14 protein-coding genes are annotated in these 14,488 nt (G+C 61.4%); 12 read left to right on the top strand and 2 right to left on the bottom strand.

What is annotated here, in order from left to right:
• Nucleotide 1: 1 nt before the first annotated feature.
• The 11 genes from WS61_RS09005 (at nt 2) to WS61_RS08955 (ending at nt 10,986) form a co-directional block, all read left to right on the top strand.
• Nucleotides 2–709 carry a type IV secretion system protein gene (locus WS61_RS09005; protein ID WP_059500151.1) on the top strand — a complete coding sequence of 236 codons (708 nt, stop codon included), beginning with the start codon at nt 2–4 and terminating at the stop codon, nt 707–709.
• A gap of 181 nt (nt 710–890) precedes the next feature.
• Nucleotides 891–1,595 (top strand): virB8 family protein, encoded by a 705-nt coding sequence (locus WS61_RS09000; RefSeq protein WP_059500150.1) that lies wholly within the window; start codon nt 891–893, stop codon nt 1,593–1,595.
• On the top strand, nt 1,592–2,416 hold the full coding sequence (locus WS61_RS32955) for a TrbG/VirB9 family P-type conjugative transfer protein (protein ID WP_095211646.1): 825 nt from the start codon (nt 1,592–1,594) through the stop codon (nt 2,414–2,416). The genes WS61_RS09000 and WS61_RS32955 overlap by 4 nt, the downstream gene beginning before the upstream one ends.
• Nucleotides 2,409–3,599 carry a type IV secretion system protein VirB10 gene (gene virB10, locus WS61_RS08990; protein WP_059500148.1) on the top strand — a complete coding sequence of 397 codons (1,191 nt, stop codon included), beginning with the start codon at nt 2,409–2,411 and terminating at the stop codon, nt 3,597–3,599. Before WS61_RS32955 ends, virB10 begins: the two co-directional genes overlap by 8 nt.
• Nucleotides 3,596–4,765, top strand: coding sequence for a P-type DNA transfer ATPase VirB11 (virB11, locus tag WS61_RS08985; RefSeq protein ID WP_059500147.1), 1,170 nt, complete (start codon nt 3,596–3,598; stop codon nt 4,763–4,765). The genes virB10 and virB11 overlap by 4 nt, the downstream gene beginning before the upstream one ends.
• The gene (locus WS61_RS08980; protein ID WP_257127218.1) at nt 4,725–5,120 is read left to right on the top strand and encodes a hypothetical protein; all 396 of its coding nucleotides are present in this window, start codon (nt 4,725–4,727) and stop codon (nt 5,118–5,120) included. Before virB11 ends, WS61_RS08980 begins: the two co-directional genes overlap by 41 nt.
• Nucleotides 5,120–6,862 carry a type IV secretory system conjugative DNA transfer family protein gene (locus tag WS61_RS08975; protein ID WP_095211645.1) on the top strand — a complete coding sequence of 581 codons (1,743 nt, stop codon included), beginning with the start codon at nt 5,120–5,122 and terminating at the stop codon, nt 6,860–6,862. Before WS61_RS08980 ends, WS61_RS08975 begins: the two co-directional genes overlap by 1 nt.
• Nucleotides 6,859–8,697, top strand: a complete 1,839-nt coding sequence (locus tag WS61_RS08970; protein ID WP_059500145.1) for a PriCT-2 domain-containing protein — start codon at nt 6,859–6,861, stop codon at nt 8,695–8,697. The genes WS61_RS08975 and WS61_RS08970 overlap by 4 nt, the downstream gene beginning before the upstream one ends.
• 77 nt (nt 8,698–8,774) lie before the next feature.
• Nucleotides 8,775–9,398, top strand: a complete 624-nt coding sequence (locus WS61_RS34815) for a hypothetical protein (protein ID WP_157692716.1) — start codon at nt 8,775–8,777, stop codon at nt 9,396–9,398.
• A 6-nt stretch (nt 9,399–9,404) separates the two neighbouring features.
• Nucleotides 9,405–9,929, top strand: a complete 525-nt coding sequence (locus WS61_RS32950; RefSeq protein ID WP_060031287.1) for a hypothetical protein — start codon at nt 9,405–9,407, stop codon at nt 9,927–9,929.
• A gap of 1 nt (nt 9,930) precedes the next feature.
• Entirely contained in the window at nt 9,931–10,986 is a 1,056-nt protein-coding gene (locus tag WS61_RS08955; RefSeq protein ID WP_059500142.1) for a relaxase/mobilization nuclease domain-containing protein, read from the top strand.
• Nucleotides 10,987–11,261: 275 nt separating this feature from the next.
• Here the strand turns inward: WS61_RS08955 and WS61_RS08950 are convergent, their stop codons facing one another.
• A complete protein-coding gene (locus WS61_RS08950) occupies nt 11,262–12,068 on the bottom strand; it encodes a TlpA disulfide reductase family protein (protein ID WP_059500141.1) in 807 nt (268 codons plus the stop codon).
• 473 nt (nt 12,069–12,541) lie between these two features.
• On the bottom strand, nt 12,542–13,546 hold the full coding sequence (locus WS61_RS08945; protein ID WP_059500140.1) for a hypothetical protein: 1,005 nt from the start codon (nt 13,544–13,546) through the stop codon (nt 12,542–12,544).
• 192 nt (nt 13,547–13,738) lie between these two features.
• Between WS61_RS08945 and WS61_RS08940 the strand changes: the two genes are divergently transcribed.
• Entirely contained in the window at nt 13,739–14,464 is a 726-nt protein-coding gene (locus tag WS61_RS08940) for a class I SAM-dependent methyltransferase (protein WP_059500171.1), read from the top strand.
• The last annotated feature ends 24 nt before the right edge of the window (nt 14,465–14,488 follow it).

Below are 14,488 nucleotides of genomic sequence, written 5' to 3'. Positions count from 1 at the left end.
CATGAAGCGTCACTCATTAACGGCCCACATCCTGATTGCTGCGACTGCGTTCGCCGGTGCGATTGCCATGCCCGCAAGCGCGGAGATTTATTCCGTCTATGACGAACGGAACGTGGCTCAGGCCATTGCGATGGTCGGACAGTTAAAGCAGCAAGTGCAGCAGGAAATCGCGCTGTATCGCTCGATGAGCGGTGCGCGCGGGTTCGGCGCGTTGCTTGACCGACCGGGACTAGCCAATGCGCTGCCTGCTGATTGGCAAGACATTTATGCAGCGATTCGACAGGGTGGGTATGCGGGCCTCACCGGTCCTGCAAAAGCGTTACGTGCGCAAAACAAGCTCTATGACTGCGAGGACCAGCGCGGCATCGATCAGCAGATTTGCCAACGCGCGCTGAACAAGCCATTTCAGGACAAGGCACTCGGTCTGCAAGCGTATCAGACCGAGCTGGCGGAGCTTGACCGGATCGAGCGCTTGATGCGGCAGATCGATGCCACCCAGGATGCGAAAGGCATCGCAGAGCTACAGGCGCGCATTCAATCTGAGAGCACCGCAGTCGGCAACGAAATGACGAAGCTACAGCTTTTCAAGGCGCTGTCGGATACCGAGGACCGCCTAATCGCGCAGCAGCAGTCCGAACTGATTCTCAAGCGAGCTGGCAACACTCGCCGCCTTCAGGACGAGATGGTACCGGCGACATTCGGACGGTAAGGAGGACGATCGTGAAGCCGATTTGGTCGTCGATGACGTTGAGCATGCTGATCATAGTACTGTCAGGGTGTGGCAGTGTGCCGCCCAAACCGGAGCTGCCCGATGGTTCTCATCGGGTGCCGGTCAATCAGCAGTCTCCTATTCCGCTCGGCAAAGTTGCGCCATCAGTTGGGGACTGCCCATGAAAGGCGCAGACGACTACCGACGCGCGCTCGACTTTGAGACGTCGCTCACGCATCTGCAGGCGCGCTCCGAACGCCGAGCATGGCAGGTGGCGGGCGCAGCCGTTGTCGTTGCAATGGGCTCTGTGGCCGCGCTTGCGGTGATGACGCCGTTTTACCGTGTGGTGCCGTTACCGATTGAGGTGGACAAGCTCACTGGTGAAGCGCAACTCATCGATGTGCTTGACGCAAAGCACATTCCACTGCGCGAGATACAAGACAGGCATTGGGTCGCGGTCTATGTCCGCTCGCGAGAGCGCTATGACTGGGGATTGCTGCAGATGGACTACGACCGTGTCCTCGAAATGAGCGACGAGTCGGTCGCACGCGCATATCGCCAAATCTACAGCGGACCTGACGCTTTAGATCAACGCCTAGGCACGTCGGTACAGTACCGTGTTCGAGTTGTGTCCACCACTCTGGTGCCTGACGAGCCCGGCCGTGCAGTCGTGCATATCGAACGCACGACTCTCAAGAATGGTATCGACAGTGGCGAGCCCGCACAACGTTTCGTGATTACGCTGGCTTTTACGTATCGTCCAGCTACGCTGATGCGCGAGCGTACGGCAATCGAAAACCCCTTTGGTTTCAAGGTCACTGCGTACAGTCGGGATGCCGAAGACATATCACCTGCTCAGGCTGCGGTTGCAGGAGGGACGCGATGAACGTGCTCGTGTCCGCGACAGTTATGCTAGCAAGCGTGGCGGCGCAATCCGCCGATGCTCATATCGTGCCGGAATGGACTCGTGATGCGCGGGTGCGCCAAGTACGCTTCGTGCCAGATGACGTGGTGCGCGTTGTCGCACAGCGCGGCTTCGCCACGCATATCGCGCTGGATCCGGGCGAGCATATTCTTGTGGTCGCGCCAGGTGATCGTGACGGATGGCACGTCGTCGCCAACCGGGGTGATCACGACGTTTATCTGAAACCAAAGCTTGCGGCGCACGACACGAATCTCGTCATTCGGACCGATCGACGCAGTTACAGTTTCGATCTTGTCGTGCTGCCGCTGAAAGCCCGCTTCGGTAATACGCGCGAAATGTACCGGGTAAGTTTTGTGTATCCCGACGCCAACGCAGCGAACGCTCGTATTGCGGCGCGCATGACGTGTCTGCAACAACGCCTTTCCCAACCTTCGAGCGTGCGCAATACCGCTTATTCGATGCAGGTCATGCCGCATGCCGAAGACATTGCACCATCTGCGGCGTGGGATGACGGTCGCTTCACATATATCCGAATTCCGAACAATCGCCGAATACCCGCTGTCTTTCGCGTTGAAGATGACGATAGTGAGCGCGTTGTGGACAAGCATATGGACCACGATGTGATCGTCGTTCATGAGCTGGCTCGGCGTCTCGTGTTGCGTCTAGGCGAGGAGACGGTCGGACTGTGGAACGACGCATTTGACGTTGACGGCGTAGCGCCTCGGCACGGTGTAACGGTCGATGGTGTGCGCCGTACTTTGCGGAGCAGCGAGGATGATTGACGAGACTTCGCGCAACGGTAGATCCCCTCACGACGATCTCGAGCCGCACCAAATCGACTTGTCAGGATCCGATTCGTTTACCGTCCTGGACCGCAGCTTACCCAGTCTAGATGGGCAGAATCGTCGCTCGATAGCCGGCTGGCTTATCCCACTCGTGATTGTCATGCTCGCGCTAGCCGGCGCCGTGTGGACGGTTCATGGCGTGCTCAGCCGCCATGATGCTGCCGAGCGCGCTCGGCGCAATGCGGTTCGTGCTCAGGATACGCACGACAAGGTATTCGAGATCGATCCAGCGCTTGCGGAAATTGCCGGGGCTGCAAGTGCGGGGCCTGCGCCATCGATGGCTGTATCAGCGCCACGCGCGGCCGTAGCCGTGGATCGCATTGGACCGGCACACAGCTATTACGATGCACCGTTGCTTGTCGTTGCCGGCCGTGAGAGTGAGCCTGGCAACATGAAGGAAGCAGCCTCCGGTGGGTCGGGAACGGTCCTGGCACACGTGAGCGAACAGACCGGTGGCGCGGATCAGGGAACGTTCTCGAGCCTGGCGCAGGCGCTGGTTCCGACCCGCACGCCAAAGGTGAAAGCCGCGTTTATCGGCAACCGCAGCTTGCTGCTCAGTCAGGGCACCAAGATCGACTGTGCGGGCGACACCGCGTTCGATTCGACGCAAGCCGGCATTTCGACCTGCACGGTCACTCGCAATATTTATTCTGACGACGGGCGCGTTGTGCTCATCGAGCGCGGATCGCAAATCAATTGCGAATATCGTGCCAATCTCGCGCCCGGGCAAAAGCGCGTATTCGTTCTGTCGGCCAGAATCGTCACACCGCATGGCGTGATCGTACAAATCGACTCACCCGTGGCCGATGCGCTAGGTCGTATGGGCGTGGCCGGTGCACTTGACAATCACTGGGGCGAGCGTGTGGGCGCGGCGATGCTGCTCGGACTGAGCCAGGATGCAATCGGCTATCTGGCCACGCGCGGGGGCAACGCCAACGGCACGATCGTTTATCAGAGTACGCAGGCACAAGGCAACGACATGGCTACGCGCGTGCTCGATCAGACCATCAATATTGCACCCACGCTCAAACAGAATCAGGGCGCGGAATTCACGATTGTTCTCGCGCGTGATCTTGATTTCAGTTCCGTCTACACCATTGAACCGGAGGGCGTGCGATGAACGCTTATGTGCATACGCCATCGGTGGCGCCCGCTCCTCTAGCCGATGCACTATCCGTGTTACCCGACGACGCGTCGGTGAGGGAGTTGATGCGTCCGTTTGCACCATTGCTCGAAGATGCAGAAGTCACCGAGCTCGTGATCAATCGCCCACAGCGCGTACTAACTGAAACTCGTCTAGGCTGGCAAGCGCACGAGCGCTTGGAGCTCGACTTCGAGCGACTGATGGCGTTTTCCGTCGCGATTGCGACCCTGACGAATCAGGGCATTTCAGCCGAACGTCCATTGCTCTCAGCACTGCTGCCGGGCAACGCGCGCATCCAGATTGCTGTACCGCCAGCGGTTCCTCCGGGCTCGGTTTCAGTAACGATTAGGCGACCGTCCGCCGAGGGGAAGACGCTCGAGTGCTATCGCGACGAGGGGCTTTTTGAGACGACGCAGTGGCATCGCCCGAGCGACCTCGATACGGCGAAATCGGCCTTGCATGCAGCAGACCAGTTGCTCATCGAACGGCTTGAAGCACGCGAGTTTGCGACTTTCTTTGAGCGCGCCGTGCAGGCGCGCAAGAACATCGTCGTTGTCGGTGCCACTGGCTCTGGCAAAACGAGCTTTATGCGCAGTTTGTGTCGATATTTGCCGTCGAACGAACGCATCGTGACGATCGAAGACGTGCGCGAACTATTCATCTGGCATCTGGACAACTGCGTGCATCTTTTGTACAGCAAGGGCGAACAGGGCCGCGCCCGCATCACGCCCGCCGACTTGATTGCCAGCGCCATGCGCATGCGACCCGATCGGGTATTGCTTGCCGAGTTGCGTGGCTCGGAAGCGTACGATTTTTTGAAGCTGCTGACGACTGGACACGCGGGGTCGATGACGAGCTTTCATGCCTCCAGTGCGCGCGTTGCCATCGAACGCTTCGCGTTAATGGCCAAAGAGCACCCGGAGGCCGCGGCGTGGGACGTTGCATCGCTTAAGCGCTTGCTGTGTCTCACGATCGACGTGGTTGCGCACATGCAGGCGCGGGCGGTGCTCGACTCGCACGGTGCTCAGATCGGCAAACGCTGGACGATGACTGAAGTGTGGTTCGATCCGCTGCACAGAATCGGGCAGGTGGATAATCAGAGTGGAGGGAATCGTGATGCGACAGCCACGTCCGATTTCTGACTGGCATTCGTTCTCGTGGCGCGCGACGACTGTCACGCTCTGCGTGGTCATCGGGATGTTGATGGGGCTTTGCGTTGCCGTGTGGTTAGCTACCTGCACGCTATACGTGAGCTTGCATCTCAATCCGCTTCGCGCGCATTGGTCGGCATGGGTCGATGCACTTCTGGCGTGGTCAGACGGCGGCCTGCCGAATATGGGTAGGCGTTTGGCCGGTGCGGGTTTCATCGGATTGGCCATTGCTTTTGGCAGTCCGGTGCTTGCCATCTACGTATGGCTTGAGCGGGCAGCGCGCCGGGCGCTTTACGGCGACGCGCGTTTTGCCACCGATGCTGATATTCGCAAGGCGGGATTGTGATGAGGCAGGGCTTGCTCACGCCACCAAACCCAGCGCTTGTCGTAGGCCGCTGGCGTAGTCGCTATCTGCGCTTCACGGGCCAGCAGTTCGTGTTGCTTGCGGCACCCGCGCGTTCGGGCAAGGGTGTTAGCGTCGTCGTGCCGAACCTGCTGAGCTATCCCGATTCTGTCGTGGTGCTCGACATTAAACAGGAGAATTTTCAGCTAACTGCCGGCTTTCGGCACGCACACGGGCACGCGGTATATCTCTTTAACCCCTTTGCGGAGGATGGCCGAACGCACCGGTATAACCCGCTATCCGTAATCGGCGACGGGGTGTTTCGTGTGGGCGACATCCTGGCCATTAGCCATGTACTGTACCCGGCGGGTGGACACGACGAATTCTGGAAAGACCAGGCCCGCAATCTGTTCCTCGCGCTCGTACTGTTGCTGTGCGAATGGCGCGATGCTCGCCACGCGGAGGTGGCCGATGCGCCGGACTATCCGGTGACAATGGGTGAGGTACTACGCCAGTCCTCGGGAAACGGGATGCAGCTTAAGGTCTATTTGCAACGGGTGTTGGCGCGAGATCGACAGTGTTTGAGCCGAGCCTGTGTTGACGCGCTGAATCGCTTTCTCTCCAACGACGAAAAGGTGCTGGCCAGCATCCTGGCGACATTTAATGCGCCACTCACAATCTGGGCCAATCCGATCGTCGATGCGGCAACGAGTGCGAACGACTTCGACTTGAGAGACGTGAGAAAGCGCCGAATGTCCGTGTATCTCGGTGTAACGCCAGACCATCTGAGCGAAGCAGCGCTGCTGATGAATCTGGTCTTTTCTCAGCTCGTGAATCTGAATACCAAGGAGCTGCCGCAGAACAATCCCGATCTGAAATATCAGTGTCTGCTATTGCTGGATGAGATGACATCAATCGGCAAAATTCAGATCCTCGCGCGAGCAGTGGCCTACATGGCCGGCTACAATCTGCGCTTGCTCTCGATTGTGCAATCCGTTTCCCAACTCGAATCGGTCTACGGCCGTGCCGACGCGAGAAGCTTCGTGACGAATCATGCGATGCAGATCCTGTTTGCACCTCGCGAGCAGGCAGATGCCAACGCATACTCGGAGATGCTGGGCACGCGTACGACACATTCGCGCACAACGAGCCGCTCAGGGGGCATCTTCGCGGGCCGAGGTGGCACAAGTGAGAGCTTGTCCGAACAGCGCAGGCCGTTGATGTTGCCGCAGGAACTCAAAGAGCTCGGTCGTGACAAGGAGATCATCCTTCTTGAAAATACCCGGCCAATTATGGCCGATCGGATTTGCTACTGGCGTGATCCGGTCTTCACGTCACGTCTGATGGATGCGCCCATGGTGCCGGCACTAGATATCGCCGGATTTACTGCTCAAATCGAGCACCGGGTAATGGACTTGGCAGACGACGAAGTCAATGCCCATACCTCGAGTCTTGCACACGTTTTACCTGATTATCTGGAAAGTGCTCAGGCATGGGATCCGCAGGACTTGTCGCAACCGTTGGACGATATCAGTTGCGAGGACGTTGATGCATACGTGGGACAGCAATTTGCGTTGTTTGGCGCGCCAACCGATGACACAGCGCGCGCTCGAGGCCATTTGTCGGATAACAAAGCCGGTACGGCCGGGGCTGCACCGGCCAAAGGGCACTCGTGTCAAAGTGCGCGCCGTACCCGGACATCTGCCCGTACCAGTGAGGTGTCTGCGGGTGGAGCAAACCCATGAACGGTCCCTTCGTGAGCGAGACAGAGCGGGTGCGTGCCGCTTTGTCCACGATCCCGGCCGACGACTATACGACCTGGGTCGACATGGCGTTTGCGGTGAAGCAAGGGTTTGGCGACGTAGGCTTCGATCTATGGGATGCATGGAGCCAAACGGCATCCAATTACGATGCGCGAGCCGCCCGTGTGACGTGGCGTTCGGCGAGCCAAAATGGGGGGAAGACACTCGCGTCGCTGTTTTGGCTAGCCAGTCGGCATGGGTTTGACCTAGCCGACTCACGTGTGCTTGGCAATCGTACGAGTTCTACCGCGACGCGTTCCGCCCCCAAGGTCGACGGTGGGGCCGAACGCACGCGAAAAAGCCAGGCTAGACGAGCCGCCGTCGCGCGTGAGGCGCGAGCGATCTGGCGATGGGCGCGCCCACTCGCGCCCGACCACCCCTATCTGACGCGCAAGCGGATCCAGTCGGTGCCCGGGCTACGTGAGCTCGAAGCGGAGGAGTTGCACGTGTTGCTCGGCTACGTGCCGAAATGCACCGACGAGCCACTTTGTGGTCGCGTGTTGATCGTGCCGGTCCGTATTGGGGATCGAATCTCGACGCTCGAGCTGATTGATCGTGATGGACGTAAATCCGCACTGGCGGGTGGCGCAAAGGCTGGTGGCTGCTGGGAAGCCGTACCAAAGCAAAGTCTTGGCGAGGTACGCGTGCCGATCATGATCGCCGAAGGCGTGGCAACGGCTGTGTCGGCATGGCAAGCAACCGGATGGTACTCGCTTGCCGCCTTATCGAGCGGCAATCTGCTCAAGGTGGCACTTGCCTGGCGCGCGCGGTATCCGCAAGCCGACCTCGTTATTCTGGCTGACCTCGGTGCGGGCTACGCGCATGCCGTGCATGCGGCGCGCGATGCCCAGGCGAGATTGGTGGCTCCCGAGTTCAGGCAAGGCTCTGGTATCGACAACCAGGTACCGACAGACTTCAACGATATGGCGGTGCTCAGTGGAATCGGCGCTCTTGGCGAGTTTTTACGAAGCGCTGTTCGTGGCAGCCCCATACTTGCACCGCTTGACGCAGGTATGGGCAACATGGTGGCAAACAGCATGTCATTTAACCTAGCGGGAGGTCAGGATATGGCGCGCGCGAGGGCAGACAAGGGCGCAGGTGCGGGCGAGGCGGGACAACACACCATGCCGAACGGTTCAAGTGACGGGGAAACAGCAGTGCGAACGCCAGACAATGGGCACACGGCAAGACCTTCTGATGCGGGGATCGGCCTGCAGGGTGAGTCTGTGTCGAGCGAGAGCGCGGTCGAGTCATCGCGTCGGCCGCCCGGGGCGTTGCTTTATGGGCTCGACGTGGTGCCGGCGGAAGTCAAGGCGTTGGCCCAGCATCGGTTTGGTGCCACGTTAAGGATGGCGACACCACGAGAACACGGCGGCCCGTATCGAGGAGAGGTGTTCAATACCGAACATTATCTCGTTCAAGAGGTCGCGCCGCGAAGCGTGGTATTTCACGCCAAGACGCAGATGACGTTTGTCTCGGACCGGTTGCGATGGATGAACGAAAATCATCGCTTAAACGGTGCGGATGTACAAATTGGCTACGACGGCGACCGAGCGAAAGTCTATCCGTGGGACCGCGCGCGCGATCAGCTCGAGCGTGCGGTGGCCTCGCTGAAAAAATCGGCGCGGGAAATGGGACTGGGCGAAGACATGGACGCGAAGCTCGACGCATTGCAGAGTGCGTCATGGGAGCGTGTAAAAGCAGCGCGTGCGACTGCGCTCGCACAAGCGAAGACGCGCACGCAAGATCGGGCCGATACCGATGACCCACCGCGGTAGTCGATAGCGTGATACGCAGTATTCGGATTTTCACCACATAGATTGGCCTTACAGATCGAACGATAGGCGGGTTCGTCATGGATGAACGTGACTGGTTGTCACCACACGAGACTGGCGCAGACCCGATCACGAACATGATCGAGCCGGATTTACCACTGGAGATTAAACCCGATCGACACAGTGCGACTGGCAGACCTCTGGTCGATCTGTCCAGCTACATAACGACACACATGCGTTGGCAACGAGAGTTCGACGCAGCCCGCGCTCGTTTGTGCAAACAAGCCGCACGGAATCCGCGCATGGATGCTCAAGTTGATCCCGGGTCTACCGATATCTCCGGCATCTGCGACGAACCAGCTAACGTGTCGCTGCCTCGATATGTATGCGTAGCTGATTCCGAGCACTCACGGGACGTAATGCTGCGCCAGTCGACGCCCGATATTCATGCAATCCAGCTTGCCACGTTCGTGGCAGCCATGCGCGAGCAGGGTTTCCGCGGCCGCTCGCTCGATCGTGTCAAGCAAGGCGCCGCGCGCATGCTCGACGCATTTCGCGCCGACGGGGGCGAGCCTCCCCTACCGCGGGCCTTCGTCCCGCAGGCGGTGTCCACACGAACATGGCAAGCGAAACAAAGGCGAGCGCGCTTGCAGCAGCGGGAAGTCGAGCGTGTGCTTGCGTTGCCTGCGATACCTGAAAGGTAGACGAACATGGGATCGAGAACTCGAACACGCGTTGCTGTTGAACTGGGTGCGCTCAAACCCATCTGGGCGGCCTGGTGTGCGCAGCGTGGCGTGCTACCGGGCGAAGGGTTGCGCCGACTCGTGGCCGAGACGGTGGGAATTACTGTCGAGCCGCCGGACATGGCACGGTTGCTCGAACCGCTGAGCGAGCGCGAAGTACGAATCGGAGTAGGGCTCGCGCGTGCCGAACTGGAATGCGTCAAAGGACAGGCCTATCTGCACGGCTTTACGCCGAATCGATGGATTGCCGCATTGGTTCGGGCACACCTGACAAATCAACCACAGTTCGGAAACCGCGAACTAATGCTGCTCGCGGAGTCGAATCGACAACTTGCTGCAATTCGTACGCGACTGAACGAACTGGCGAGGCACACGGATGCTAGCGAGCGCATGAGGGGATTCGATTGGGAGCAGCTTCGCGGCATGATCGACGCGCACTTGCGCACGGTGGTGAAACATCTACAAAGTAATCTAGACCGATGGAGCCACTGATATGCCGTTTCCTAAAGCCTATGTCGACTCGCTTCTGGTCAATTGGGGAGATCGGTTATTCCCCGAGCCGCTGTGGCACTCACGCGCCCTCTATTTGTCGCACGGCCCGCTACCATGCGACGCACAGCGCATGCGTGAGCGGCTGGCTTTGACGCTCCGGCGTGCCCCCGAAGTTATGGTACGGATTACAAATCGCGCTTCGGGCGCCCAGGGCATGGGTGCGGTACGCCGCCACTTGCAATATATCTCGCGCCACGGTCGTGTCGGACTAGAGGATCAGGACGCACGTGTGATCGCCGGGGATGCCGCATTGCAGGATCTGTGCGAGGAATGGAAATGGGGCGGCTTGGGACTACCGGAACAGAGCCGACATCGTGAAACGTTCAATGTGATGCTGTCGATGCCGCCCGGTACGAGCGGCAAGGCGGTGCGCAATGCGGCCCGAGCGTTTGCACGGGAGATTTTTGGAGATGGACGACCGTATGTGTTTGCCCAGCATGATGACGAAGCACATCCTCATGTGCATCTGTGCGTTCAGGTGCGTGGTCCTGACGGGCGGCGTATGAATCCGCGCAGGCAGGATCTGCGGCACTGGCGAGACGAGTTTGCTCGACAGTTGCGCGAACAGGGCGTGGAGGCTAATGCGACGCCGAGACTGGTGCGCGGCCAGACGCAGCGCTTGCCGAAACAGGCCGTTGTTCGGATGGCCTCTCGCGGCGTTGCTCCGCGGTTTTACCAGCCTATGATTAGCGAGAGGGCGCAACGCTCACTGTGGCGCGCGCATATCGAATCATTGAGCGTCTGGCGCGAGCTTGCGCACGCATTGGCCAACTCTGTCGAGCCTGAAGACCGTGCCATGGCGATGCGCGTTGTGGAGTTCGTGCGGCGCATGCCGGTGCGGCGATTGGATCCCGAAGCGCTGCCGCGGGATAGCGCTGTCGCGCAATCGCGGCGCGCCCAATTGTCCGAACGGCCGCGCAGTTCGTATGCCCCGGAACGACAGCGGAGTAGGGGCGGTGAGCACCACGAGATCGAGCCGCCATTGGAAAGGGATTGATCGCGATCGTGCGTGCGCCGGACATACGCGAGGCGACGAAATCACTCAACGGGTTATCGTTCAGTCGGCGCGCGTCAGGGTGGGAAACGGCTTGCTCCGGCGCGCAGCTTTTCCCCCTTGGTCTGGTACGGTCAATCGGCTTGCAGGCAGGCTAACGTAATCATGAGGAGCGCGTCATGACGAAGCACGATTCCCTGAGGGTGACATCAAGGAGCAGGCATGGGAGGCGAATCGTCACAGCCTGGCGCGGGCGGCCGCGGCCGGCGCGCCGCGCGTTACCGGCTCAAGCGTTGCGTGACGGTGTCCTTCAGTCGCGCGGCGGTCAGCTCGCCCATGTGTGATTCGACGAGTTCTCCTTTCGCGTTGAAGAATAGCGTGGTCGGTAGCCCACGCGAACCGTACGCGTGCATCGCGTGCAGCGAAGGATCGAGCAATACGTGATCGAAGTGCAGGCCCTGCTGCTCGAGGAACGTACGCACGGCTTGCGCATTTTCCCCTTGGTTGAGCATCAGCACCGTGATGCCCTGATGGTCGTGCTGCGCTTGTTGGAGGATCGGCATCTCGCGCCGGCATGGCGCGCACCACGTCGCCCACAGATTCACGACGACCGGCTTGCCGACGAAGCTCGCCGGCAACGCGGGCGTCGAATCGAGTGCCTGGAGCGGCATCGCGGCAAGCGGCGGCGCGCTACGCTGCCACGTCGCCAGCGCGCCTTGCGCGATGCCCCATGCCGCGAGGCCCGCGACGATGCCGGCCAGCACGGGCCGACGCAGCGCGGGCAGGCGGCGCAGGCGCCAGCCGGCGAACACCAGCGCGGCTGCGATACCGATGCGCGCGTCGAAGCCGCCGTCGCCGAGTGCGACGATCGCGCGCGGCGCCGCCGCATAGTCCGGCCACCATTGCGCGACATAACCGACTCGCGCGGCAATCAACCCGAGCAGCAGCACGTCGAGGATCAGGCTCGATGCGGTTTTGTGATACCCGTCGGGCGGACGCTGGATGAAGCGCGCGACGAGCCACGCCAGCAGCGCGGCGACGGCTACCGCGACGACGCGGATCGAGAACGGACCGATGCTCAGCATGAGAGAGGAAAAATGGACGTGATCGAGTGGGGCAGGAGACGGGATCGTCCGCCGCGGCGACGAAGCCGTCGACGGTCGTGCGGCGTTTCGACCGGTCGCCGGGTCCAGGGGTTCCCTTCGAGAACGTCACGGCGTGTTGCCGCTCGTGATACGCGCGCGGGTTGCTCGGGGCTGCGTGACGTTCGCGCCACGATGCAGCGAATCGGACCGGTCCGATGTTCAGCGGCATGTCGTTGATCGACAATACAAAGGCCGGTCTGGTGTGGTGTCCGCCGGTATCCCGTATAGGGATCTCTCCTTGACGGCCGCTCCGCTCGCGAGCGGCCGCTTTTTCATCGTCATGCGTGCGCGCGTGAATGCCTTGTGGCGGTCGGTGGGCGCGGCCGCGCTCCGGTGCATATCGGCTGATTCAACGAAATAGGAACGCTGCCAGATGCGAGCACAGGGCGTTCACTCGCGCGCGAGGTCCTTCGTTACCGGACGTTGCTTGAACCCGCTCCACCGAGCCGATACGCGGTAAAGAATTCGTACCACGGCGACCCCTGCACGACCGGCACACCGAGTGCCGCCGTCCGCTGTTTCAGCGCACCGAATACATCGTTGATGAGCATATCGAGCGTCTTGTCGCGGAATGGAACCGGTTGCGTTCGCCCCGCGGCGAACGCGCCATACGCGATCGCCAGCAGGCGTGCGCGGTCGTCGATTGCCGCGATCGTCGTGTCGATCGTTTCGACGAAGCGCGGCCGGTCTTCGTCGCGCGCCGCGGACAGGCACAGGAATACAATGGACGACAGTTCGTGCCGGTCCTGCACCCGCAGCAGCGCAGGCAGCCGTGCAACGATCCGTTCCACCGGTTCCTCGCGCAGCGCATCGCCGAAGTCGAGCACGGCGGTCATCGGGTTCGTGTCTGCTTTCACGCGATCGAGCGCCGGTGGTGGGGCCGACGACGCGCCGTCCCGCACCGCAGCGGGCGCGGACCGCAACGCGTCGGCCACCTGCTGCGCCCACTCGGGAAAAATCATCCGCACGTTGCCGAACTGCTCGCCGCCTTCCGCGGCCGGGTTCCACCGATAGACGATCGTGCCGCCGCGAATGAACGGTGAATACAGGTGCTCGGGCGTTTGCGGCAGCGGGCGCCGGTTGATCGGCAACCACGCGAGCGTGAGCCAGTCGTAGCGGCCGGTAGCAGGCACCGATGGGCTCGAACTCGCGACGACCTGCCAGGTGCCGCGATTCGCATAGCGGCGGCGTGCGTCGGGTACCGCAACAGTCCGGCCTTTCGCGGTGTCGAAATACGTCGTGCCGGTGACGTTCGCGCCGCTGTCCGCGGCCGGCGTGATGGTCGAGATGACCCACGGCGCGCCGTCCGCGGAGCGGTAATCGGACAGCTTCAGCGTTGCCACGTCGTGCACCATGCGCGTTTCCGCCGCGACGGGACTTGGCGGGGCATCGGCGGGCGCGGCGAAGATACTCGGCATGGGCTTTCCTCGGAATCGGGTGCGCATCGTCGAGCGTGGGCGATGCGCGGCGGCGCGGGTGGCGTTCTCGTAACTGTAGAACGCCGTGACCTGAAACGGAAACTGGCCAAACGAGGTAATCGGTGCACGCGTGCGCCGCTTCGGCTTACGATGCGCAGCCTGAGCAACGACGCATACCGGGCGGGAGCACGCATGACCGATACGAAAGCCATTACCGAACACTGGACGCGGGTCGCCGACCAATGGATCGGCTGGGCCGGCAAGCCGGGCCACGATGCGTTCTGGAAATATCGCGCGGGGCTCGTGGCCTACATCGGTCGAGGCACCGGCGCCGCGCTGGAGATCGGCTGCGGCGAAGGCCGCGTGAGCCGAGAACTGAAGGCGCTCGGCTACGACGTGACCGCGAGCGACGCGGTGCCCGCGATGCTCGATGCCGCGCGTCACGCGGATTCCGCGCATCGTTATCGGCTGGCCGACGCGGCCGCGCTGCCGTTCGATGCGGCCAGCTTCGATCTCGTGATGGCGTACAACGTGCTGATGGATCTCGACGACATGCAGGGCGCGTTGAACGAGGCGCGCCGCGTGCTGAAGCCCGACGGCACGCTGTTCATCTCGCTCGTGCATCCGTTCCGCGATCGCGGCGGCTTCGCCGGGCCGCAGCCCGATGCGCCGTTCGTGCTGACGGGCAGCTATTTCGGGCGCGAGCATTTCGACGGCGTTGAAACGCGCGACGGGCTGTCGATGCATTTCGCGGGCTGGTCGCTGCCGCTGCAGGCGTATATGGAGGCGCTGGAAGCGGCCGGGTTCGCGATCGTGTCGCTGCGCGAGCCGCCGCCCGATCATGCGGATACGGATCAACTGAAGCAGTGGGCGCGTGTACCGCTGTTTTTGTGGATCAAGGCGCGGCCGGTGGGGTGAGAAAAGCCGGGCTTGCTCCTGTTG

Source organism: Burkholderia sp. ABCPW 11, from assembly GCF_001523445.1.
GTDB lineage: Bacteria > Pseudomonadota > Gammaproteobacteria > Burkholderiales > Burkholderiaceae > Burkholderia.
This window is presented reverse-complemented; position numbering and strand designations above follow the sequence as displayed.

Excerpts from the sequence above, each read along its gene's own strand:
- WS61_RS09005 (WP_059500151.1), top strand. The coding sequence starts at position 2 with ATGAAGCGTCACTCATTAACGGCCCACATCCTGATTGCTGCGACTGCG.
- WS61_RS09000 (WP_059500150.1), top strand. The coding sequence starts at position 891 with ATGAAAGGCGCAGACGACTACCGACGCGCGCTCGACTTTGAGACGTCG.
- WS61_RS32955 (WP_095211646.1), top strand. The coding sequence starts at position 1,592 with ATGAACGTGCTCGTGTCCGCGACAGTTATGCTAGCAAGCGTGGCGGCG.
- virB10 (WP_059500148.1), top strand. The coding sequence starts at position 2,409 with ATGATTGACGAGACTTCGCGCAACGGTAGATCCCCTCACGACGATCTC.
- virB11 (WP_059500147.1), top strand. The coding sequence starts at position 3,596 with ATGAACGCTTATGTGCATACGCCATCGGTGGCGCCCGCTCCTCTAGCC.
- WS61_RS08975 (WP_095211645.1), top strand. The coding sequence starts at position 5,120 with ATGAGGCAGGGCTTGCTCACGCCACCAAACCCAGCGCTTGTCGTAGGC.
- WS61_RS08970 (WP_059500145.1), top strand. The coding sequence starts at position 6,859 with ATGAACGGTCCCTTCGTGAGCGAGACAGAGCGGGTGCGTGCCGCTTTG.
- WS61_RS34815 (WP_157692716.1), top strand. The coding sequence starts at position 8,775 with ATGGATGAACGTGACTGGTTGTCACCACACGAGACTGGCGCAGACCCG.
- WS61_RS32950 (WP_060031287.1), top strand. The coding sequence starts at position 9,405 with ATGGGATCGAGAACTCGAACACGCGTTGCTGTTGAACTGGGTGCGCTC.
- WS61_RS08955 (WP_059500142.1), top strand. The coding sequence starts at position 9,931 with ATGCCGTTTCCTAAAGCCTATGTCGACTCGCTTCTGGTCAATTGGGGA.
- WS61_RS08950 (WP_059500141.1), bottom strand. The coding sequence starts at position 12,068 with ATGCTGAGCATCGGTCCGTTCTCGATCCGCGTCGTCGCGGTAGCCGTC.
- WS61_RS08945 (WP_059500140.1), bottom strand. The coding sequence starts at position 13,546 with ATGCCGAGTATCTTCGCCGCGCCCGCCGATGCCCCGCCAAGTCCCGTC.
- WS61_RS08940 (WP_059500171.1), top strand. The coding sequence starts at position 13,739 with ATGACCGATACGAAAGCCATTACCGAACACTGGACGCGGGTCGCCGAC.